The following is a 21,041-nucleotide window of genomic DNA, read 5'->3' on the forward strand; positions in this document are numbered from 1 at the left end:
GTGGCGGTCAAGCATTCGAAAAGTCAGTCGGATTTTCTGCGGTCATCGCTGACCCTGGGCGTACTGTTGATTCTGGCGATTGGTATTTTGTTTTTCATGAAGAGCAAAGGACGCCAGGATTCTCTTCTCGATAAACCAGTGGAAAGCGTGGCGACCGAGACTCCCGCCAAAAAAAGACCACGCGTGGATGTTCTGCCCAGTATTCCTCTCGACAAAGCCAGCCGCAGCACGGCACCGACCGCAGCCGTCGACACCCGACCCGAGCTTGAAGAAGGGACCGCTTTGCAGCGGGCCATGCAGCTGATCGATGGCGGACAGTGGCGTGAAGCGGAAACCATGCTGCTCGACATCCTGGCGAAGGATCCACGGAATGAAGGCGCTCTGGTGGAGATGGCCATGCTTCTGTTGATCGACAAGCATGACAGTCGCGCAGCGCAGCCTTATTTGGAACGCGCCATCGAAGTGAATCCCGATAATGAAGCCGCGGTTCAGGAACTGCTCGGCGTTTATGAAGAGACGCATAACTGGGAACAGGGCCTCGCGTTCCTGCGTTCCATGCAGAATGATCCACGGAAGTCGGGCTACGTTGATTATGGGATCGGCTCGGCCCTCGTCAGCATGGGGCGCTCATCCGAAGCCATTCCGTCCTTGCAAAAAGCGGTCTATGAGTATGGTTACAAGGAATACTCAGCGCGCCAGGGTCTGGCCGACGCCCTGATCGATTCCGGTCGGATCGACGAAGGCATTCGCGAATACCAGCAGATCGTGGATGGCCCCTATAAGCCCAATCAGGTTCGTGTCGCGAAGATTCACATCGCCTCGGCGTTGATCAAGAAGCAGCAGTATGGGGAGGCACGAGGCATTCTGCAGCCTCTGCAGGACAGCAATCCCAAGGACGAGTGGGTGGCCGCGCTGTTACGCGACATCGACAACATGCAAAAATTTTAAGCAGAACACTCTGACGATTTCGTAAAAGTTCCAAAAAAGAATAACCTCCATCCCGTTGCGGGGGTGGAGGCTTGAGGGGACCAAGGACTGAGTATTCAGCCTAGGCTACTGCAAGCAGCAGCCTCGCGAAAAGAGTCGGCACTTGGCGTCGGTCCCTTAATTTAATTTTATAAGTCGTCAATATCCCTGCCCAAGAAAGTTCCAACTCCAAAAAAGCGCTCGCAGAAACTTGAGTGCCCTCAAGCTCTTTCACGCCGTACCCTTTTGGTGCGCGGAAATTCCATGCTATCCTGGAAATAAAACAAGCAACGCCCGAGGTGTCGCTGCATGGGAAAATCGTCGTCGGCTCAGAAAATGTCTCATTTGATTGCCAAAGAGGAATTGGACGTTATCTTCCTCCGGATTTTTGAATCTCTGTCTCAATCAGCTCTGGCGGGTGCAGCAGCATGTACCGGAGCCATTTTCGAGTTGTCTGCCAACTATATGGACAAACCGGCTTTTGACTCGCTGCGTAAGTTTTATGAATTGTATTTTTCAAACACGGACATCGATAAGAAAAAAGACGAAGTCAATGCCAATGTTGATGATATTGTAAGCACACTTCAGGAACGCATGGCCGCCGGTGAAAACATCGACGGGGCCTCGGGCGTGGATGACAACGAGGACCTGAGGCGTCAAAGGCTCAGTCTGTCCGCGGTGCAGAAGCAGCTCGAAGGTCTGATCGTTCTCGACAGCGGGATCAAGGAGCAGGTGCTGCCTGCGCTGGCCTCCATGCAGTTCGAGGATGCCATCCGTCAGCGTCTGGCGCATGTGGTGCATTCCTGGTGGAAGGTCGGCGACGTACTGCACAAGGATTTGAATCCCAACCAGCTCGAGGACGTGGCCCGGGACCTTGCCAAGGTTCTTTCGTCCGTGGATGAAACCAAGACCTTTTATGAACTGGTATTGAATGAGAAGCCGCCCGAGGGGCAGGATCAGCGTTCCATCTTTATCGAGTTTTAACAGATCAGGAGTTTCGGATGTCGCTTACGATCGATCAGCTGGTGGAACGCCTGCACGTCTTCAGTCAGAAAACACTGGAATGGTGTGCGAAGGAATCAGAAACCTCGACCGCGCGGGTGACGGAAGCCATTGACCTGCTTTTGCAGAACACCGCTCGCGTTTCGCAGATCTCGGCCGAGAGCCTGGCCGCCATCCAGGGCCTGCAGAAGGCGATCACGGTGCGTTTGGGGGACAGAAGCCGGGAAAACTTTGTGGCCCTGATCAAAAATCTTGAAGCGCTGGCGGGTGAGCACGAGGAAGTGCAAAACGTGATACAGCCGATCATCCAGGCCCTCCAGTTTCAGGACAAACTGCGGCAGAATCTGGAAAACGCCGTGCGCATGCTGCCGGCGTGGATTGAATTCCGCAAAAACCTGCCCATGCAGATCACACCGGAAAAATTGCAGGAGTTCGGCAAGGTCCTCATGTCCAAGACCACCATGATTTCGGAGCGCGATGTGATCCGGGCTCATATCGATGGTCTGGCCCTTGAACCCGAAGTCGCTTCCGTCGTGATGTTCTAATCATCGATCGCGGCGGCCGTATCCTCCTGGGCCGCCTTGTACACCAGACCATAACTGACATCCAGCTGCTGAGCGATCGCGCGAAAACTCCGCCCTTCCTTGCGCAGGGTTTGGACGCGTTCGCGCAGTTCCGGCGAAATCTTGCTGGGCGCTCCGAGTTTCACCCCGCGCTGGCGGGCCGCTTCGAGGCCGGCCTTCACGCGGGTCACGATGGTTTGGCGTTCGATCTCGGCGATTTCCGCAAAAGCCGCGAGCATAGTCCGACGAAAGGGATTTTCGTGACCGAGGTTGAGCACGGGCTGGGTCACGGAAATAAAACCCACCCCGACTTCATCGAGGGCGAGCAGCGTGCGAATCGCTTCCGTCGCATTCCTGCTGAAACGATCGAGGCGATACACCACGATCGTGTCTATTTTTTGAGCCTGCGCCGCAGCCAGCAGAGCCTGGTAGCCCGGACGGGTGCTGTCGGTTCCGCTGAGCCCTTCATCTTCAAAGATGTGAACGCGTTTCGGCTGACGGCTGGGATCCAGGCGGGCCAGCCAGTCTTCCACTGTATGTTTCTGGCTTTCCAGGTCCTGCTTGTCGGTGGAAACACGATAATAAATGCCGATTGATTTCATTTCGACCAGGTTCCTTCCTTGGCTGCCGATCGTCTGGGTGATCTTAGCCTGGCTTGGGCTCGGCAGCAAGTTCCTCAACTCTTTGCACTATCTGCCGATGGGAAGCCGAACACCTGGCGTGAGGTTGGGATTGATGCTGCGACTTTGCCACCTGCTCATGATCCTTTTGGGATTGGGGTCCGCCCTGGTTCCATTGCAGGCGGAAGTTTTTCCGCTGGATATGGGACGGGTCGGGCATCAGGTGGGAACCCTGGATGTGGCTCGCGATGCCGGCTTCCAGAACATACTGGTGTCCTTCAAGCTGGGTGACAAACAGGAATATCTGGTCAATTTCCCGGAAACGGCTGTCTATTATGTGCGCGTGCGGCAGCAGGGGACGGTGGTGTGGCAGGAGGCGATCGTGGCTCTGCTTGCCAATTCGGATGCCACCCGTCGGCCGCGCCTCGATTGGATCAGTGTCCCCCAGGCGGTGCGCTATCGGCTCTGGCTGGGGCGTTATCCTCTGCGGACCCGCTGGTTTGAAACCCAGGGACTGGCGGCTCACCTGACGAAGGTCGGGGCGCCCTGGCTCATTCGTCTGCGCGGAATCACGGCCCACGGGGAACTCGTTCCGGTTCCGGAGCTGCGCTTTCAGTGGGTGCCGGCGACCTGGGGCAGACCGGCTCCGGTCACTCCCAAGGAACCCGAAATCTTCATTGATCTGAGTGCGCCTGATGACGACCAGGTGGTTTATGAGCCCGACGACAAGGATCTTCTCAGCGGCCCGGATGAAGGTCCCATGAGCTCGTTTGTCGCGCGCAGCATGCCTTCGAACCTGCCGCCTCTGGTGCGGAAACATGAAGTCCTCGTGTGGTTCCGTTATCTGCGCGAGGAATTCAGCATTGATAAAAAGGATCGTTTCGAAGCGGAACCCAGCTCGGGCCTGGGAACGGGCGCGGCCGGCCGGTATTATCTGGCGCCGAATCTGCTTCTTTCCGGAGCCATCGACACGCACGCGACCCTTACCGACTATGAAGCGGGCGGCACGCAGGCGCCTAATACGGAACAGAAACGCATTCGTCTGCACGTGGCCCTTGGTCTCGATCTGCTGAATACCCATATCCGGACGACCGACTGGTCGTTGAATCTTGGACCGGTTGCCGGCCTTGTCCAGATGCCACTCCAGCAGAACGAGCAGAAGTTCACCGACTACGGTCTTCACATCGCAGGTCACTACCATCCATCCCGCGTGGGACTGTCCATTCTGTTTCTCAAGAGCGGCAGTCGCGAGATCGACAGCTCCTGGATCGCACCCTGGACCATCTGGTCGATGCAGCCCTTCCTCGGCGCCTATCTTTACAATACCCGGCACTCGGCTGGTGTTGTCACGGGGCACTTTGAAGAGAGTGGTCTCCGCTTTGGTTTGGAGCGCGATTTCTAAACTTATGTTACAATGGGGGGAAAGCTTGCGGGGTAGGTGAGAACTATGAGTCGTTACACTCCTTCCGGTGAAATAACGGATCCAGCCATCATACGCACGATCATCTCCGACCTTGCCGACCAGCGCGCGGACGGTATCATTCGACCCGTTCAGGAGCGTAAGTTGGGCGTGCGCTTTACCTTTGGTGATACCTTTTTCAATTCCCGGCCGCCCTGTTTTGTCCTCGGCAGCATCTCGGACCACGGCCTTGCGCGTCTGCAGACCCACACGGACCTGATCGTGGAAGTCTTCGGCACGGACAAGCGCATCGCCTTCACCTGTTCGGTGCTGCAGCTTACGCCGGCCGGGGTTTACGTGACCCTGCCTCTGACTCTCTCCAAAGCCGAAAGACGCATCGCGCAGCGCTTCAAGACCTCGGATGACCGTTTGCCTTTCGTGGATCCGAAGGCCTGGGAAGTCGATCCCAATGATATCGCCGCACCTCCGGTCTTTGGCCTCTATATGCCTTTGTCCAGCTGGGCTTCGGTCAGCGATATCAGTTTTGGTGGCGTCTGCGTGGAAACGCGGTTTCCCGCGCTGCTCAACTGGGTGGAAGCCAATCCAACCTGCACCCGCGCGCAGCTGATTTTTCCCATGATGAAACCCATTCCGATCGGTCTCGAATTGCGCTGGACCAAGCGGATTCGGGAACGCACCACCAGTTCGGAAGCCGGTTATTCGATTCAAAAATATAAGATGGGGATGGCCTTTCTCAACCCTCCTCGCGAATTCATGCTGGAAGTCGGACGCTTTATCAAAGAGCTGCAAATGGGCAACGCTGTCTAGGGGGCGCACGTGGGTATTCGCATCAAGAAGCAGGCGGAAACCTGGGAAAATCGCTGGGCGGTGGCTTACAGCACCAGCCAGCGGGCGATCGGTATCGAACTCAAGGATATCCTGTCGAAGCGCGAGTGGAAGATCATTGATACGACCAACTCGGAAGAGGCCGCCTTTGCCAATACCGCCATCGGCAAAGCTTCGATGCTGATCCTGGATGATACCGACCAGGATCCCGCCGCCATCATTCAAAGGGAACAGCTCTTTCATCAGGTCGCATGCATCACACCGACTTTGATCATTTGCTCGCAGCATAACGGGACGGATTTCAAATGCATGGCCAGCATGGGCGAACCTGTGATGGTGCCGAAGCCCATTTCGCCGAAAACTCTGCTCGAAGGCATGGATCAACTCTGCGAGAAATGGTCGCAGGGATACCTTGTGGACGTGCGGCGGGCTGCGGCGAAGATGGCGGAAGGCCAGATGCAGACCGGCTTTCGTATCCTGACCGAGATTGTTCAGAGCGGCCAGAAGGCTCCGATCGCAGCGTCCGCGCTGGCGCTTTATTATCGCCGGCAGGACGATATCAAGATGACCGAAAAACTGCTGGTTTCGGCCATCAAACAGGGCATTTTTGAAATGTCCATCATTCTGCCTTTGATCGATCTTTATCTTTACTCCGGCGCGCCGAAGCTGGCTCTGCGCTTGATTGAAATGGCCTTTGAGCGATTCAACAAGCCCAACTTCCTGTGCGTGGACGCGGTGCAGGCTCTTATCATGCTCAATCGCATCAAGGAGTGCATTCCTTATCTGCAGCAGTTGATCGACAACAATTACTTTCCCGAAGTCGCGCGCCAGTATTTGCCGCGGCTTTTCTATTCCAGTGGCGAGCTGGAGGCTTTTGACAAGGCCATCAAGTATCGTCCGGAAAGATTTGACGAATATCAGCGCGCCTGGCATCTTTTAGCAGATGAGGACGCTGAGCGGCGGAAGCAGCAGTATGAGGCTCAGGCCCAGCTGCGCAAACAGGCCGCGCGTCAGGATAAAAAGGACAAGGAAAAAGAAAAAGAGGCTGTCGAGGAAGTCGTTCCGGTCAAACGCGACAAGAAGAGCAACCAGCCTCTTGGCTTTGGTCCGGTGGGCAAACCCCTGTTTCAGGATGATGGCAAAACCTCAGTGGATGGATAAGTCGTGAGCGAACAAGCGACGGGAGACGAGGTCAGCCCCGAGTCGACACCGTTTGTGATATCCGGGCATACCATCAAACGCGGCGAACGCAAGAAGATCCATTTAAAGATCGGCAAGCTTTACGACAACACCGATATCAATATTCCGGTTGAAGTCATCCGCGGCAAGCTGGACGGTCCGACGCTTTTTGTGTCCGCGGCCGTTCACGGTGATGAATTGAACGGCGTGGAAATCTGCAAGCGTCTTCTGGATCTCAGGCAGCTCAAGGATATTTCCGGTACGCTGCTGGTGATTCCGATCGTCAATGTCTTCGGATTTAACAATCTTTCCCGCTACCTGCCGGACCGCCGGGACCTCAATCGGTCCTTTCCCGGTTCGCCGAATGGATCGCTGGCCTCGCGCCTGGCTTATGTGTTCATGACCGAGATCGTGTCGAAGGCCACGCACGGGATTGATCTGCATACCGGGGCCGTGCATCGGCGAAATCTGGCGCAGATTCGGGCTGATATTGATCATCAGGAAACGCTGGAATTGGCGGAAGCGTTTGGCATTCCGGTGATCATCAAATCCAACGTCCGCGACGGTTCCTTGCGACAGGCGGTTTTGGAACGCGATGTCCCGATGCTGCTCTTTGAAGGCGGCGAGGCTTTGCGTTTTGATGATCGTGTGATCAAGGTGGCTCTCGATGGGATCGTGTCCGTCATGTACAAGATCGGAATGCTCGATCTTCAAAAGCGGCCGCCGCGCCTCTCGCAAACCGAAAAGAAGCCCTTCATTGCCAAGAGCAGCTACTGGATCCGCGCCACCCGCAGCGGGATCATTCGCCTGCTCGCCCGCATCGGGAAGCATGTGCATAAGGATGAAGTGATCGGCGTGATCTCCGATCCCTACGGCGACGAAATCGAAACCGTCCGCACCCGGGTCGAAGGCATCGTGATCTGTGCCTCGATGCTGCCCGTGGTGCACGAGGGGGACGCGCTGTTTCATATTGCGACGTTTCACGAACCGGAGAAAGTGGAGGAGTCGCTCGCGGATCTCGATGAGCTGGCGCTCTGATACCACCCCCGGCGCCGCCGCGGACCTCATGAGCTGGCGCTCTGATACCACCCCCGGCGCCGCCGCGGGTCACGATGAGCTGGCGCTCTGAGACCGGTTCCTACTCCCCCGCGGGTCACGATGAGCTGGCTCTCTGACTCCACCCCTGGCTCCCCCGCGCGTCATCTCCTGCAGATACAAGCTTTACCGCGCTGGCTCTTTCATGTGACCAGTTGTATAATAGGCATATTCTTCACACGAATTGAGGGATTTATGCCGCGTGCTAAGCTCTTAGCTGGCTGTTTGCTCCTGGGATTGATTGCCTGCAAGCACCCGAGTGGTGAGAATTCCACCACCACGAACCTCTATGGAACAGATGATCCCTCGAGCGTCCTGCCCTCGAATCGCAATGTGGAAGTGAACATGGACATGCCTGATCTTCCAGTCCGTCAGGCCTGGGTGCAGGGTGGCAAGGCCCTTGAAGTCCACCGTTCGGCCACGTGTCCGACCGAAAACTCCGAGGAAACAGTCGGGGAAGGCGGCGGCTGCGGCAACGAAACCACCTATCGCTTCATTCGGCAAAGCCGCGAACTGGCACTCAGCTCCTGCCGTTGCAGCTCCAATCTCATCGAAAAGAAGATCACGCTTTCCCCGGCTCAGGTCCAGGAATTGGATAAATTTGTAGGGACGCTGGAAATGGTGTCCGGCCCGCAGCTCGTCTGCCCCCCGGATTCAGCGGCCACCGACTGGGAATTGATCATCGAGAGCGCGGATTCGGTCCCCCAGATCTTTCCCGTCGCGCTGTGTGGAACGAGCGTAAGACAGGCCGGCAAGATCAATGTGCAATCGTTTCAGGCTCTGTACGAATACCTGAAAAAATCCCTGCCGGAATAAAAAAAGGACCGACTCTTTCCGTCGGTCCCATCCCAAGCTGAAAATTACTTGCCTTTAGGTGTCAGCAGAATTTCCACGCGACGGTTCTGCGAGCGACCTTCTTCCGTGGCATTGTCGGCGATCGGCTGGCTTTGACCATAACCCACGGCCGAGATGCGGTTGGAAGCAACGCCTTTCTGGCGAAGGAACTGCGCAACGGCGTCGGCACGCTGCTTGGACAGCACCTGGTTGGCTTCCATTTTACCGCGGCTGTCGGTGTGACCGGAAACTTCGATCGAAGTGTCCTTGTACTCTTTCAGAACGGCAGCGACGCTGTCGAGTACGTTTTCAAAGCCAGGATTGATCTGGGCTTTGGCGGTTTCAAAGGTGATGTTGCCGGGCATGTTCAGAACGATCTGATCGCCTTTGCGCGTCACGCTCACACCGCTGGAACGCAGCTTTTGACGCAGTTTTTCTTCCTGCTTGTCCATGTAATTGCCGATTCCACCGCCGATGGCTGCACCCGCCGCAGCGCCTGCAAGACGTGCGTTCTGGCGAGTTTTCTTGTCGCCCTTCACCTGGTTGCCCAAGACGGCTCCAGCAACGGCACCAGCCACTGCACCAACGGTAGCGCCGGACACTTCGTTCTGGTCGGTCGTGGCATCTTTTGTCACGCAGGCGCTGGTGCCGACGGCGAGAATGAGGGCGAGGCAGGTGAGCTGTCTTTTCATCTTTAAGTACTCCATGTAAGTGCGAAACCATTGGTTGCAGAGGGACTCTACGAACAAGTTCCTCGAAGACAACTTTCTTCAAATACGAGAGCGGGAAATAAAAAGCAAAATTTTTTTCGAAGGCCCAGTTGTGACCTAAAGGTGACAACCCTCTCGTAGGTATTGGAAACTATACACTAAATGGAGGGGGTTGAGGAATACAATAAAGCGACCGATAGCGGCAGTGAAGGGCGGATTGTTTTCCGTAATGGGGTGGAAATGCGCCGGATCCTGTTGATTTCGGTTCTTATGACTCTCTGCTGGGTATCCATCGTATGGTCGCTCCAGCAGAACCGGCATTCCATTCAAAAATTGACGGCCCGTTTGCGCGCCAGTTCCACGGAAAATCCCGAATACTGGCGGGGCGAATGGCAAAGACTCGGCATCAAAGCACGGGAAAAAGCCTTTCTTTATGAACAATGGCTGGAAGAAGGCTTTTTGGAACAAGGCATGGTCGTCCATCGACACAGCGATGGGCGTCCGTCGGGGGAGTGCGACAGTCTTCTATTCTCAAGCCTGCGCTACACGGCCCTGATGAAACTCGGCTGGCAGGACAAGGCTTATCAAGCCTGGCGTGGCATTGAGAACGCCTTTCAAAATGGCCGTTGGGTTCGCCATCCGAAATGCCGTAGAAAAAGCACTTCGCGCGATATGATTGTGGGTCTTTTGGTGGCGATGACCCAGAACCCGCCGGCCGAGGTTCGCCGTCTGCAGCAGCTTTTGAATATCGTCGATACCACCGGCGGCTCGGTGGATGATGGTCCGTTCTATGTCAGCCGCCTGAGCCCCGGAATAGGTGCTATCATGCGCCTTATGAGTCAGCAGTATGGGGTGCCCCTCCGCGACATTCCCGAGGAAGTGCGCATGGGTTTCTCCACGCTGGAGCTCGATGCCTGGATGGCTCAGCCTGGTTTCACAGCCCACCTGAATGCCCTGACGCTCTGGATCGAGCTGGAGCTCACCGATCATCAGCCCAAAAGTGCCCTGCGCAGCATATCCGAACTTATCGATACGGCCTTCGCACCGCTCGGTTCCCCGCGGATCAAGGATCAGCGCTGGGCCTGGATCGGGCATCAGCTGGCGAGCCTCGATCGCCCCAATCTGTTTTTTGAATATATGGAACTCCGCAGTGTCGGGGCGTTGACCTGGAAGACCCAGGCCCTGCTTCTGCAGAAGCTTTTGGAAATGCCGCAATTCCCGGATGAACACCTGCCGCGCAACTGCGATCGGCGGGCGGATTACCTGTGGCAACGTCATTCGGTGGAATACGTTCCACGTCCCAAGGCCACCTGCATTGAAACCTTCCATGGCGTCGACTTCCTTTGGATGGTCGCACTTTTAACTGAAAATTTGTAGGATGTAGAAAACGGTTCGCAGGGGAGTGGGATGAAACATCTCGGCGTTTACTATCGTGTGTCCACCGATCGTCAGGACCTGGCCAGCCAGAAGTCGGCATTCCAGGCCTGGCTGGCGACTCTGCCCGAGAATAAGAAGCCGCTCAGCATCAAGGAATTCAAGGATCACGGCATTTCCGGCAAGACCACGCAGCGCAAAGCCTACCAGGCGCTTTTGAAGGCCGCCTTTGAACAAAAAATCGACACCATCGTCGTCTATCGACTTGATCGTTTGAGTCGTAATGCGACCGAAGCGATTCAGACCCTTTTGATCCTGGACCAGGCCGGTGTCGGTTTCATTTCCGTCACGCAACCCGTTTTGAATCTGGGTTTGGATAATCCCTTCCGTCGCACGATGCTGGCGGCGTTTTCAGAAATTGCGGAAATCGAGCGGGAGACCATCGTCTCGCGGGTGCGGTCAGGGCTGGCGGCTGCGAAGAAGCGGGGCGTGAAACTGGGCCGTCCGCGGCAGTACACCGCGGAGCAGCAGGAATTGGTTCGCGAGAAGCGAGCTCAGGGCCTGAGTTACGAGCAGATCGCCCAGGAACTGGGGATGAGTCGTGGCACGGCCCATAGCCTGGGCCGCGAACCGGGTATGGAATCGACGGAGGAAACCTGAACTCAGGTCGTCGTTTCCTCGGCTTCGCTTTCATCCGCTTCCTGGCACAGTTCATCGACGAGTTCCAGGAAGGCCTGGCGGTCGTCGTGTGACCAGACTTCGAGAGCGCGGCTCAGGTTGAACGGGCTTTCTTCATCCTGGAGGTGAAGAAGAAGTTCGACCACATGATCCTGCTCCTCGAGCAAATTTTCATCCTGATAGGCTTCGAATACGAGGTCGAAGATTTCTTCCGCGCTCTTCTCTTTGGGAACGCTTTCGAAGCAGGGGAATCGCACCAGTCCTTCGGCGAACATTTCCGTATCGACTTCGATCTCCTCGGAGTCCTCCTCCTCGCTTTCGTCTTCGAGCATGTCCTCTTCAATGCTGGTGGTTTTGAGCTTGTCCTGTTCAAAATTACTCATTGGTTACTCCTCAGGCTTGGGCTAAGTGCCCCCATCCTACCAGGGGGTTCGGGACTCTTTGCATGAGCAGGGACATGGTACTTGAGTGTTCTGAGCGTGGATAGAGAGTTGAATCGACTTACGTCAGGGCAGCCCCACGTCGGGGCTCTGAGGAAAATGTGCAGCTCAGGAATGCATAGCTCAACGGGAACGTGCCGTTACTTCCCATAACCGGAAGCGTTGAGCGAAGCCCTGTGGCGCGTGCTGATCATGCCAAGAGATGAAAAAAACTGGCGACCGGAGATCCGGCCGCCAGCCCCCTAAAAAACGCGGTCAATCAATCCAGGAAGGAATCCTGGGCGCAAAGCTCCTTCTGAAGATCCATGGATGCGAGAATATCCGCCTGATCCAGCAAGGGATTGGAATCCTCCCGCTGGATCGTGTCGGTGACTTTTACTGAGCCGCTGGCCACATCGAAATCCACCGTCTTGCGTGGGGTGCTGTCGCCGTCCAGCAGGAAACGGCTCTGAATGGTGCCTGAGACGGCCTTGCAGGACCCCTGCGTGAATTCCAGTTTCAGGTTGGTGAAGGTGGTTTCGACCGAACCCTCACCGGCAAGGATCGATTTCACGGTTCCGGTCGTGATCTCCTTGCGGAGAGGCCCACGGCCCACGGCCAGATCCCGGTCGTCCTCGTTATAGGTATCCACCATCGTGAACTGGCTCTGGATGGTAAAATTCAGTTCCTGATCCACGTTCGCACTTGACTGCACGATCTCACGCCGGGTGCCGGTGCCCTGGGATTCCTTGCTGTAACTGACTTCATCCTGGACTTCCCCCAAGGCCGCGGTAAAGGTAACCTTGCGGGTTCCTTCCACCAGCGAGATGATGGACGTCATCTGGCGGGACGGAGGAGGCGTGGGCACGGCGGTACTGGTGCTTTCCGTCTCCGCGGCCGGCTCGTCCTCTTCGGGTTTTTGCAGCTCGGAAATATAAGTTTTTTCCTCGCGTCGATGTTTGACATCAAGCTGCAAATTCAGCAGATCCTTGTCCAGGTCGACTTCGATGATGGGTTGCTTACGGGCACATTCCAGATCCTCGTCCACGAGCTTATAGGATCGTTCCACCTGCGCGTTGACAAAGACATCCTTTTGATAGCTTTTTTCGAGGGAATCCATGGCGAACGAGTTGGTCTGGGACGAAGCCCTGGTGATCAAAGCGCCACCGGCCTGATTCACACAGGTCTGCTGCACGATGTCCTGCAAGGCGAAGGCTGCGACTCCGGGAGCCTGAACCCCAAGCGGGTTGCTGTCGCTCAGGGCATCCGCGGCTTCGTGCAACGCCACCTGGACTTTTCTTTGAAAGACCGTGCGGGAATTCAAAGGCACCGTCTGCAGCTGACTCGGCTGATAGTCTGCACATGAAGCCTGCACGATCACCAGCAGGCACAGCCCATAATGAATGTTACGCATGAATGGTTTCCTCCCTCATACCGTCAATTTTTGCAAAAGTTAATCCACAAAATTTGTTTTTATGAACAGCTGGTTGCCCTCCCATTTCTGTCACTTTCTGCTGCGTAACGTTTGCTGTAATAATGTTAACCATCTGAAATAATAGGGGAATTAAAATTGGACACCGAAAAACATCGGCTTTCAGGCAGCGCTTTGGCGGCAAGCTTTGAAGACGCTTGCTGGAATCAGTCGATCCTCACAATTAGGACTTGTTCGTAAGCTCAGGCTCAGGCAAATATGAGCGCAGGTTTTGCCCTATTCCCTGTGAGGAGCTGTGTCCATGGCCATTTACGATTTCAAAGCCAAAACCATTGATGGTCGGGAGCAATCCCTTGCCGATTTCCGCGGCCAGGCCCTGCTCATCGTCAATACCGCCAGCGGCTGTAGTTTCACGCCGCAGTACAAGGGGCTGGAACAGCTCTATGAAACGTACAAGGATCGCAGTTTTTCCATCCTGGGCTTCCCCTGCAATCAATTCGGTAATCAGGAAAAAGGCAGCGAGTCGGAAATCAAATCCTTTTGCGAAATGACCTTCGGCGTGCGCTTTCCACTGTTTGCCAAGATCGAAGTGAAAGGCCCCAAGGCCCATCCTCTTTATCAGTATCTGGTGAAGGAAAAGCCCGGTTTGCTCGGCTTCAAAGACGTCAAATGGAACTTCACGAAGTTCCTGGTGGATAAGGACGGGAAGGTGGTCAAACGCTATGCGCCGCAGGTCAAGCCGGAAGCCATTGCGAAGGATATAGAAAAAATCCTGCAGGCGTGACGCCATGCATGAAGGATGACAGCGCTTGAAAAGGTTCAAAATCCTTTCCCGGATTATCAGGAGTCTGGATTTCAAGGTCCTGGCGCTGATCGGTTTTGTCATCCTGTCAATGGCCGTGGGTTCTCTCCTTCTGTTCAAACGTCTTGCGGATCAGGCGCAGAGCCTGCTCTTTGATGCCCTGGATGCGATGTCGCATGCGGTGCACGAGAGTCTGACCACGCAGTTCTATGAGCGCTACTACGATGTGCAATCCTTTGCCCGCTCTCGCACGGTGCAGTCCCTGGATTCGGCGGCTATCGCTTCGGTGTTCAATGGGTATGTCCAGCTCTACGGAATGTATGACCTGATTCTGTTGATCGACGCCCAAGGTCGTCTTGTGGGCAGCAACACCCTCAATCCCAGCGGAAAGCCTCTGAACACAGGTCCTCTCCAGTCCTATGATTTCAGTCACGAACCCTGGTTTCAGGGCGCCAGGCGGGATGAAATTTATGTGGATGAACCCGCGTTCGATCCCTATCTGAAGATGATCGACGGTCGCTCCGCCCGCACCAATACCTTTGCCACAGTGGTGACCGATTCCGACGGCCGGACTGTGGGCGTCATCTGCATTCGCGCCGGTGTCCGTTGGATACAAAAGGAATTGGACACAGCTTACGCGATGTTCCATGCGGGCGGTTTTTCGGTGGCGCAGGTCGAAGTCATCAATTCCGAGGGCGAACTTCTGGTCCAGGCCGGGGCCGCTCTGCCGGCCGCCGACGCCGAGGAAATTCCCGTCACCTATCCCGGCACCGCCTCCCGCGCCCGCTTCGCCAAAATCTGGTCGCTCAGGAGAACGGAGGAAGGGGATCTGATGGTGGCCTCGTCCTTTCTTAAGAATCCTCATTTTGCACCGTCCCTCGGCTGGAGCATTCGCCTGACGGTCGGCACCTCCACGGCTTCGCGAGAACTCGCCGATACCGTGCGCATGTCCTATGGTTTGATCCTGCTGGCCTCGGTCGGTCTTCTGTTGCTGGCCATCGCCTATATCCGGCGCCTTGTTCTGTCCCAGCATCTGCGCAAGCTGGTCTCTCTGCGTACGGCCGAGCTGCACAAAACCGCGGCTGATCTGGAGGAACGCAATCGCGAACTGGAACGGAGCCGGACCGAACTGATGGACGCGAATGATCAGCTGATCGAGGCCCAGAAGGAACTGCTTGATACCGCCAAACGTCTCGGCCAGGCGGAGGTTGCGGCGCTGACTCTCCATAATATTGGAAACATCATCACCTCGCTCAACGTGCAGAGCACTCTTTTACGTGAGCATTGGGAAAATCAGGCTCCGGGTCAGGTGGCACTGGATTACCTGAAAAAAATCAGCGCCGAGGGACGCTATCCCGAACGGCTTCCCGAACATGTGGAACGTCTGGAGACGGCCGAGGCTGTCACTCGGGACGCAATGCAGAGCCTGATCCGGGGTTTGATCGATAACGTGCGCATCGCGATGGCGGCGATTTCCTCGCAGCTGGCCTTCGTGCAGCAAAGGGAAACAGCCGCCGCCTATAAATTATCCGAGCTTCTGCATCACACGATGGCCCTTTATTTTGGGACCTTCAAGCGCCATCGCATTCAGCTCGAAATGCAGCTGCAGGAGGATGTGGTGTTTGAAACGGAACGCTTTCGCTTTGAGAGCATCCTCACCGTTCTGATCCGCAATGCCATCGATGCCATCGGGGATCAACCGGACCCGCAGATCAGCTTTGGCACAAAGCTGGATGCTGAATTCTTCATGCTCGCCATCCGTGACAACGGTCATGGCTTTGATGCGGACGTGGCGAACCGGATTTTCCGTTTTGGTTTTACCACCAAGAACACGGGGCATGGTTTTGGTCTGCATTATGCGGCGAATTCCTGCAAGCATCTCGGCCTGCAGCTGAAACTGGAAAGTCCGGGCCCGAGTCTTGGGGCCACGGCGCTTCTGTTGATTCCAAGGGAAAAAATGGTGTGAGGGGGCGGGGACAAAGAGCCAGCACTCGCCCTCAACTTGTTACTTCATCAGTCGCAGCAGCTGCTGCTTTTCGTAGTCCTGTAATTTCTCGTAACCATAAATCGACTGCGTGGTCGTCTGCGACTGCTGCTTTTCCACACCGCGCATCATCATGCAGAGATGCTGGGCCTGAACCTTGACCATGACGGCCCGCGGGGCGATCAGATCCTGCACGGCATCGAGCACCTGCTGGGTGATGCGTTCCTGCACCTGCACACGGCGTGCGAAGACATCAACCAGCCGGGGAATCTTCGACAGACCAAGAATTTTTTCACCCGGAAAATAGGCAACCGTGGCCTTGCCCCAGAAGGGCAGAAGATGATGTTCGCACATCGAATAGAATTCCACATCCTCGACCGCCACGAGTCCCTGACCTTCACTGGCGAAAATGCCCTTGCCGACCGCTTCGTCGGGCGTCAGGTTATAACCATCCAGCAGAGCCTGGTAGGCCTTGGCGAAGCGGTAAGGCGTGTCACGCAGACCTTCGCGATCGCCGTCCTCTCCCGTCATTTCCAATATGCGACGACCGGCTTCCACCGCGCTGTGCTGTTTGTGAATGGCGCGTGCTGTGACCCGCGAGACGGCGTTCAGATCGGCGGCCTCAGGCGGCAGGTTGATGGGCTGACTGCGCAGATTTTTGTTGCTCTTCGGCATAGGGCATCCTCATATCCGATCATCGACAAGCCTTTGTCATTATACTTCTTATGATCCCTTGTCCAGTCTTCATCGAAGAAACTGCCCAATAATTCGCATGAAAATTCGATGCAAAACCTGTTCAAAGGCGGCCTCGCGTCAGATCCGGTCCGAACCCGTCGCTCCCATGCTGAAAAAATGGCCAGGCCGTACGCCCACGGTCCATTTCTTCACAGTATAAAAACAAACTGTAAAAGCTGCTCCTTCAGCGCTTCTTTAACTTCCGCATAAACCGTGATTTCAGAAATCCTTGTATAAGATCCATCAGCATTGCGCGTTGCAAACTGCCCTTGCATGGCCTGACTCATTTTGGTGGACCAGTTGGTTTCCCGTTGAACGAGATTGATTTCGAAATGGCGATGGAGCGTGAATTTAAAGCCATACTCGAGGCCTTGGGAAATCGCAAAGGATTCAACCGAAACGTCGGGGGAGCCTGACTCGAATTCGCCGTTGAGGGCGTGATGGGCCCCGATAAAGGGTGCGATCAGCAGGTCTGAGCCAGCCGTCGCAAACGAATAGAAAAACCGACCGCCGACGTTGAGCCTTGAGAGCTTATCGTGGGGATCCGTGGACTCCTCCGTCTCTCTCTCTATTTCAGATTCGGGCAGATAAGTCAGATGAAGTGAGAATCCAACAGCATTTTTCTGAACGCTGGCCCAGCCGATGGTAAATTCGGTTTCGCTCGAATATTCGCTATCAAGTGAGAGCTTCTGGGCCCCAAATGATACGGGACCATAGTAACCATTTGCATCCCAGGTATAAAACGGATCCGGTGTTCCATAGGATTTGACTTTGGTGCGGCTTTTGGGAGACTGAAAGGTCTGGCCAAGAGAAATGTACAACGAATGTTGTCGTGATGGCGAGTCGGTGCTCTTTGCGTCGGTCGCGCTCGGATCAGGTGTCGTCAGAGAGGGCTGCGGGAGGCTCGAATCGTCATCGATTTCTATCACGCAGCTGTCGTTAATCCAGACGCCACCCTTTTGCTGGCACTTTTTGGCTTTTGAGAAGATATTCTCCTGTGCCAGGAGGGGACTGGTGGCTACGACGCAAAGAATGGAAAAGCAATAGCCCTGATGACGAGACATAATCACCACAAGTTATAGTTTCGACCCCATCACTCCATAAAGACCTGTTTTTTCATGATAGCATCCGAACGAAATGTAGGGATGAAATGAAGAAAAATTTGACGCATTCGTCTTGCGCTTCGCGTAAGGCCGGCGCATTTCGTTGAGATGGGGAGGAGGGTTGACTTGTGCCAGCCGCCCTGGAGGATTAAGATCATGATTTCCGGAGGCTTGCAGCACAGGAAGGAACGCCCACCCTGGAGTTGACTTTGATCGAGGATAAATTAAGCGTCAAAACCATATGCCAGCTGACCGGCATCAATGAGCACACCCTGCGCGCCTGGGAACGACGCTATGGCGTTGTGAAGCCGAGACGCCTGGACAATGGGCGGCGCGTTTATTCGATTGAAGATCTGGAAAAACTGAAGCTCATCGCCCTTTTGATCCGCAAGGGTTTTCTAATTGGCAACGTTGCAGCTCATGACCTGCAGGAACTCAGCCGGCTTCTGAATGAGGCAGCGCAGACTCCGGATATGGGCGATGCCGCCGCTTTGCAAAACTCCCGCGCCGAGGAAATCGTCCAGCGCATTGAAGAGGCCCTCAGCCGCTATAATCTGATTACGATCAATGTCCTTCTGCAGCAGGCCAAGGCTGAATATGGCGTCCGAGAGTATCTGTTTCAGGTGGTGCTGCCGCTGATGAGCCGGGTCGGGGATGAAGTGGCCCGCGGGGAATTTTCCATCGGTCAGGAGCATGCGCTCTCGGCTCTGGTGAAATATCACCTGCTGCAGCTCTTTTATCTCCTCACGCATTCGCATGCGATGACGAGGGACAGGCAGGCACCCAAGTCCTTTGCCGTGGCCACGGCGGAAGGCAACCTGCATGAATTCGGGATGCTGATGGCTGCTGTTCTTTGCGCCTTTCACGGTTATCCAACCTGTTACCTCGGCCCCAATCTGCCGGCCGGATCGCTGGCGGAAGCCTCGGAAGCCATGGCTGCCAACTGCGTGGTGGTGGGACTGCCGCCCTTGGATGATCATAAAGCCGCGAACCGTATTTATATGGAAGACCTTCTGAAGCGTCTGCCGCGAGTCTGTGAAGTCTGGGTCGGCGGCGTGCCGCATGGAGAACAAAGATTCCCATCGGAACGCGTGCGCGAACTGCCGTCGCTTGAGGAGCTGGATCGACTTTTGGCCAATATCAAAAGGGTGTAGCTGCCATGGAAACTGTCGATGTGGTCTGGATTCGTCATGATCTGCGTCTGACCGATAACCCGGCTCTGGCCGCCGGCCGCGGCCGCCCGCTGGTCCTGGTCTTCACCGCCGATGGTGTTGACCTCAGGGCGATGGGAGCCGCCAGCCGCGTTTACCTGCATCACGCGCTGAAAGCCTTTCAAAAGGATCTGCGTGATGAGTATGGGGCCCGGCTTCTGATCCGGCCCACTTTCGATGAAGCTCTGACAACGATCACGCGTGCGGTGCGTGTGGAGCGGGTGCTGTGGAATCGTTCCTATGAACCGGCTCTCTTTGATCGTGATCATCAGATCGAGGCACGACTCAAGGCTCAGGGTTTGCAGCCCGAGGTTTATCCCGGATCCATCCTGTTCGAACCCTGGGACATCAAAAATAAAAGCGGGAAACCTTTCAAGGTTTTTACACCGTTTTATAAGACCTGCCTGGCGCGTGGCATGACCCATAAACCATGGCCAAAACCGGACCGCATACAGAGCGTGGATCATCCCGCTCTGCAGGATGGGGTGGTGGACGCCCTGAATCTTCTGCCGCAAGGCTCGCGCTGGGATCTGGAGCTCATGCGCTCCTGGATCACCACGGAAAGCGGCTGGTGGCAGGCCTGGAAAGACTTTCGCGAAACACGTCTTCCGCATTATCCGACCGCCCGCGATATTCCTGCCGAGGACGGAACCTCCCGCCTAAGTGCGGCGCTGCATTTCGGCCAAATTTCCCCGCGTTCCATCTGGGCCGATGCCCGCGCGCAAGCCCCCAGCGCCGGCACGGAATCCTTTCTGCGACAAATGATCTGGCGGGAGTTTGCGATCACCAGCCTCTTCCATCAACCGACCATGGACCGCCTGCCGATCATCGCTCCGTTTCAGGATTTCCCCTGGGCCGATGAACCGGAACAGCTGGAAGCCTGGAAAAGCGGCCGAACCGGATATCCGCTGGTGGACGCCGGCCTACGCGAGATGCTGCAAACGGGCTGGATGCACAACCGTGTGCGCATGATCGTGGGATCCTTTCTTATCAAAAACCTTCATATCAACTGGACCGCGGGTTTCGATTTTTTCTGGGACAGGCTGGTCGATGCCGATCGCGCGAACAATGCGATGGGCTGGCAATGGGTGGCCGGTTGCGGCATTGATCCTTCGCCCTATTTCCGCATCTTCAATCCGATCCTTCAAAGCGAGCGCTTCGATCCCGAGGGCACCTATATCAAACGCTGGGTGCCGGAACTCGAGCGGATTCCGGCCCGCTGGATTCATAGTCCGTGGAAGGCACCGGAGAAGGTTCGCTCTCTCGCCACCGACTATCCCGCGCCGATCGTGGACTTTGCGGAATCCCGCCAGCAGGCTCTGATGTTTCATGATCGGATCAAAAGCGGTCGCGCGTCCTCCGGATCATGGACTTGACAAGCCTTCGGCCCTGGCTAAGCTTTGGGGCAGGAGGACAGCCAATGACCATCTGGAAGAATATGTCGAAAGACGCAAGGCTCCTACGTTTGGGATTGAACGTGTGGCCGCCGTTTGCCGGAGCCGGTATCGTCGTCGAGGAGCTCGCCGCGGACTACACCTATGTGCGCGTTGCCTTGAAGGCGACCATCTTCAACCGCAACTACGTGGGCACTCACTTCGGAGGCAGCCTCTTTGCGATGACCGATCCCTTCTTCATGCTGATGCTTATGCGTAATATGGGCAGTCGCTACTATGTTTGGGATCGTTCCGCTCATATCGATTTCGTGGCGCCAGGCAAGGGCAGGGTCGTGGCTGAAATGCGGATTACGCCTGGTGATTTGAAGGAAATGCGCGATGGAACAGCAGCGGGCGGGAAATTTGAGCGCGATTTTCTCACGGAAATTATCGATAAGAACGGAGCCGTTGTCGCCCGGGTCAGCAAGCGCATTTACGCTCGATTGAAACCCGAGCATCGTCCTGCAGGTGAAAACCGGGGTTCATGAAAAGGGAAAATGCTGCAGGATTTGCCACAAATTCCGCGGAATAAACCTGATGCCGCAGGTGCATTTGCCACGATAAGTTGGGCATCCAGCTGCCGCAGGTGCATTTGCCACGACATCCAGCAGTAAAAGGGCAAGAGCCGCCGTCGGCTCTTTTTTATTTCATGGATT

Annotated in this window: 21 protein-coding genes; 15 read left to right on the forward strand and 6 right to left on the reverse strand. The window is 55.7% G+C overall.

The window, feature by feature from the left end; translation table 11 throughout:
• The 3 genes from OLTU_RS15185 (at position 1) to OLTU_RS15195 (ending at position 2,513) form a co-directional block, all read left to right on the forward strand.
• The gene (locus OLTU_RS15185; protein WP_141733613.1) at positions 1 to 948 is read left to right on the forward strand and encodes a tetratricopeptide repeat protein; all 948 of its coding nucleotides are present in this window, start codon (positions 1 to 3) and stop codon (positions 946 to 948) included.
• A gap of 354 nt (positions 949 to 1,302) precedes the next feature.
• A complete protein-coding gene (locus tag OLTU_RS15190) occupies positions 1,303 to 1,950 on the forward strand; it encodes a hypothetical protein (RefSeq protein ID WP_218110055.1) in 648 nt (215 codons plus the stop codon).
• Between the two features lie 17 nt (positions 1,951 to 1,967).
• On the forward strand, positions 1,968 to 2,513 hold the full coding sequence (locus tag OLTU_RS15195; protein WP_141733615.1) for a hypothetical protein: 546 nt from the start codon (positions 1,968 to 1,970) through the stop codon (positions 2,511 to 2,513).
• On the opposite strand, the gene OLTU_RS15200 is transcribed toward OLTU_RS15195, so the two are convergent.
• Entirely contained in the window at positions 2,510 to 3,133 is a 624-nt protein-coding gene (locus OLTU_RS15200) for a recombinase family protein (RefSeq protein ID WP_141733616.1), read from the reverse strand. The genes OLTU_RS15195 and OLTU_RS15200 overlap by 4 nt on opposite strands.
• A 133-nt stretch (positions 3,134 to 3,266) precedes the next feature.
• Between OLTU_RS15200 and OLTU_RS15205 the strand changes: the two genes are divergently transcribed.
• The 5 genes from OLTU_RS15205 (at position 3,267) to OLTU_RS15225 (ending at position 8,486) form a co-directional block, all read left to right on the forward strand.
• Entirely contained in the window at positions 3,267 to 4,553 is a 1,287-nt protein-coding gene (locus OLTU_RS15205; protein WP_141733617.1) for a hypothetical protein, read from the forward strand.
• A 45-nt stretch (positions 4,554 to 4,598) separates the two neighbouring features.
• Positions 4,599 to 5,378 (forward strand): PilZ domain-containing protein, encoded by a 780-nt coding sequence (locus OLTU_RS15210; RefSeq protein WP_141733618.1) that lies wholly within the window; start codon positions 4,599 to 4,601, stop codon positions 5,376 to 5,378.
• 9 nt (positions 5,379 to 5,387) lie between these two features.
• The gene (locus tag OLTU_RS15215; RefSeq protein ID WP_141733619.1) at positions 5,388 to 6,557 is read left to right on the forward strand and encodes a tetratricopeptide repeat protein; all 1,170 of its coding nucleotides are present in this window, start codon (positions 5,388 to 5,390) and stop codon (positions 6,555 to 6,557) included.
• 3 nt (positions 6,558 to 6,560) lie between these two features.
• Positions 6,561 to 7,613 (forward strand): succinylglutamate desuccinylase/aspartoacylase family protein, encoded by a 1,053-nt coding sequence (locus OLTU_RS15220; protein ID WP_141733620.1) that lies wholly within the window; start codon positions 6,561 to 6,563, stop codon positions 7,611 to 7,613.
• 252 nt (positions 7,614 to 7,865) lie between these two features.
• Positions 7,866 to 8,486: a hypothetical protein gene (locus OLTU_RS15225; RefSeq protein WP_141733621.1), complete on the forward strand. Its 621-nt coding sequence runs from the start codon at positions 7,866 to 7,868 to the stop codon at positions 8,484 to 8,486.
• A 44-nt stretch (positions 8,487 to 8,530) separates the two neighbouring features.
• Here the strand turns inward: OLTU_RS15225 and OLTU_RS15230 are convergent, their stop codons facing one another.
• Positions 8,531 to 9,196 carry a YiaD family glycine zipper/OmpA-like lipoprotein gene (locus tag OLTU_RS15230; protein WP_141733622.1) on the reverse strand — a complete coding sequence of 222 codons (666 nt, stop codon included), beginning with the start codon at positions 9,194 to 9,196 and terminating at the stop codon, positions 8,531 to 8,533.
• 180 nt (positions 9,197 to 9,376) lie between these two features.
• On the opposite strand from OLTU_RS15230, the gene OLTU_RS15235 reads away from it, so the two are divergent.
• Positions 9,377 to 10,591: a hypothetical protein gene (locus OLTU_RS15235; protein WP_218110056.1), complete on the forward strand. Its 1,215-nt coding sequence runs from the start codon at positions 9,377 to 9,379 to the stop codon at positions 10,589 to 10,591.
• Between the two features lie 30 nt (positions 10,592 to 10,621).
• Positions 10,622 to 11,248: a recombinase family protein gene (locus tag OLTU_RS15240; protein ID WP_141733624.1), complete on the forward strand. Its 627-nt coding sequence runs from the start codon at positions 10,622 to 10,624 to the stop codon at positions 11,246 to 11,248.
• A 2-nt stretch (positions 11,249 to 11,250) separates the two neighbouring features.
• On the opposite strand, the gene OLTU_RS15245 is transcribed toward OLTU_RS15240, so the two are convergent.
• The gene (locus OLTU_RS15245) at positions 11,251 to 11,649 is read right to left on the reverse strand and encodes a hypothetical protein (protein WP_141733625.1); all 399 of its coding nucleotides are present in this window, start codon (positions 11,647 to 11,649) and stop codon (positions 11,251 to 11,253) included.
• A gap of 316 nt (positions 11,650 to 11,965) precedes the next feature.
• Positions 11,966 to 13,099: a hypothetical protein gene (locus OLTU_RS15250; protein ID WP_141733626.1), complete on the reverse strand. Its 1,134-nt coding sequence runs from the start codon at positions 13,097 to 13,099 to the stop codon at positions 11,966 to 11,968.
• A gap of 319 nt (positions 13,100 to 13,418) precedes the next feature.
• Here OLTU_RS15250 and OLTU_RS15255 point away from each other — a divergent pair, with 319 nt between their 5' ends.
• Both OLTU_RS15255 and OLTU_RS15260 read left to right on the forward strand, forming a co-directional pair.
• The gene (locus OLTU_RS15255) at positions 13,419 to 13,901 is read left to right on the forward strand and encodes a glutathione peroxidase (RefSeq protein ID WP_141733627.1); all 483 of its coding nucleotides are present in this window, start codon (positions 13,419 to 13,421) and stop codon (positions 13,899 to 13,901) included.
• Positions 13,902 to 13,926: 25 nt separating this feature from the next.
• Positions 13,927 to 15,885 carry a sensor histidine kinase gene (locus tag OLTU_RS15260; protein ID WP_141733628.1) on the forward strand — a complete coding sequence of 653 codons (1,959 nt, stop codon included), beginning with the start codon at positions 13,927 to 13,929 and terminating at the stop codon, positions 15,883 to 15,885.
• Positions 15,886 to 15,924: 39 nt separating this feature from the next.
• Here the strand turns inward: OLTU_RS15260 and folE are convergent, their stop codons facing one another.
• Together folE and OLTU_RS15270 are read right to left on the reverse strand one after the other, a co-directional pair.
• Positions 15,925 to 16,578: a GTP cyclohydrolase I FolE gene (gene folE, locus OLTU_RS15265; protein WP_141733629.1), complete on the reverse strand. Its 654-nt coding sequence runs from the start codon at positions 16,576 to 16,578 to the stop codon at positions 15,925 to 15,927.
• A gap of 209 nt (positions 16,579 to 16,787) precedes the next feature.
• Positions 16,788 to 17,459, reverse strand: coding sequence for a hypothetical protein (locus OLTU_RS15270; RefSeq protein WP_218110057.1), 672 nt, complete (start codon positions 17,457 to 17,459; stop codon positions 16,788 to 16,790).
• A gap of 491 nt (positions 17,460 to 17,950) precedes the next feature.
• Here OLTU_RS15270 and OLTU_RS15275 point away from each other — a divergent pair, with 491 nt between their 5' ends.
• Genes OLTU_RS15275 through OLTU_RS15285 form a run of 3 tightly spaced genes read left to right on the forward strand, consistent with a single transcriptional unit; the run spans position 17,951 to position 20,873 of the window.
• Positions 17,951 to 18,895: a MerR family transcriptional regulator gene (locus OLTU_RS15275; protein ID WP_141733631.1), complete on the forward strand. Its 945-nt coding sequence runs from the start codon at positions 17,951 to 17,953 to the stop codon at positions 18,893 to 18,895.
• A 5-nt stretch (positions 18,896 to 18,900) separates the two neighbouring features.
• Positions 18,901 to 20,328, forward strand: coding sequence for a cryptochrome/photolyase family protein (locus OLTU_RS15280; protein WP_141733632.1), 1,428 nt, complete (start codon positions 18,901 to 18,903; stop codon positions 20,326 to 20,328).
• A 44-nt stretch (positions 20,329 to 20,372) separates the two neighbouring features.
• Positions 20,373 to 20,873 carry a DUF4442 domain-containing protein gene (locus OLTU_RS15285; protein WP_141733633.1) on the forward strand — a complete coding sequence of 167 codons (501 nt, stop codon included), beginning with the start codon at positions 20,373 to 20,375 and terminating at the stop codon, positions 20,871 to 20,873.
• Positions 20,874 to 21,041 lie beyond the last annotated feature (168 nt).

Origin of the sequence: Oligoflexus tunisiensis (genome assembly GCF_001748245.1) — a bacterium.
Lineage (GTDB): Bacteria > Bdellovibrionota_B > Oligoflexia > Oligoflexales > Oligoflexaceae > Oligoflexus > Oligoflexus tunisiensis.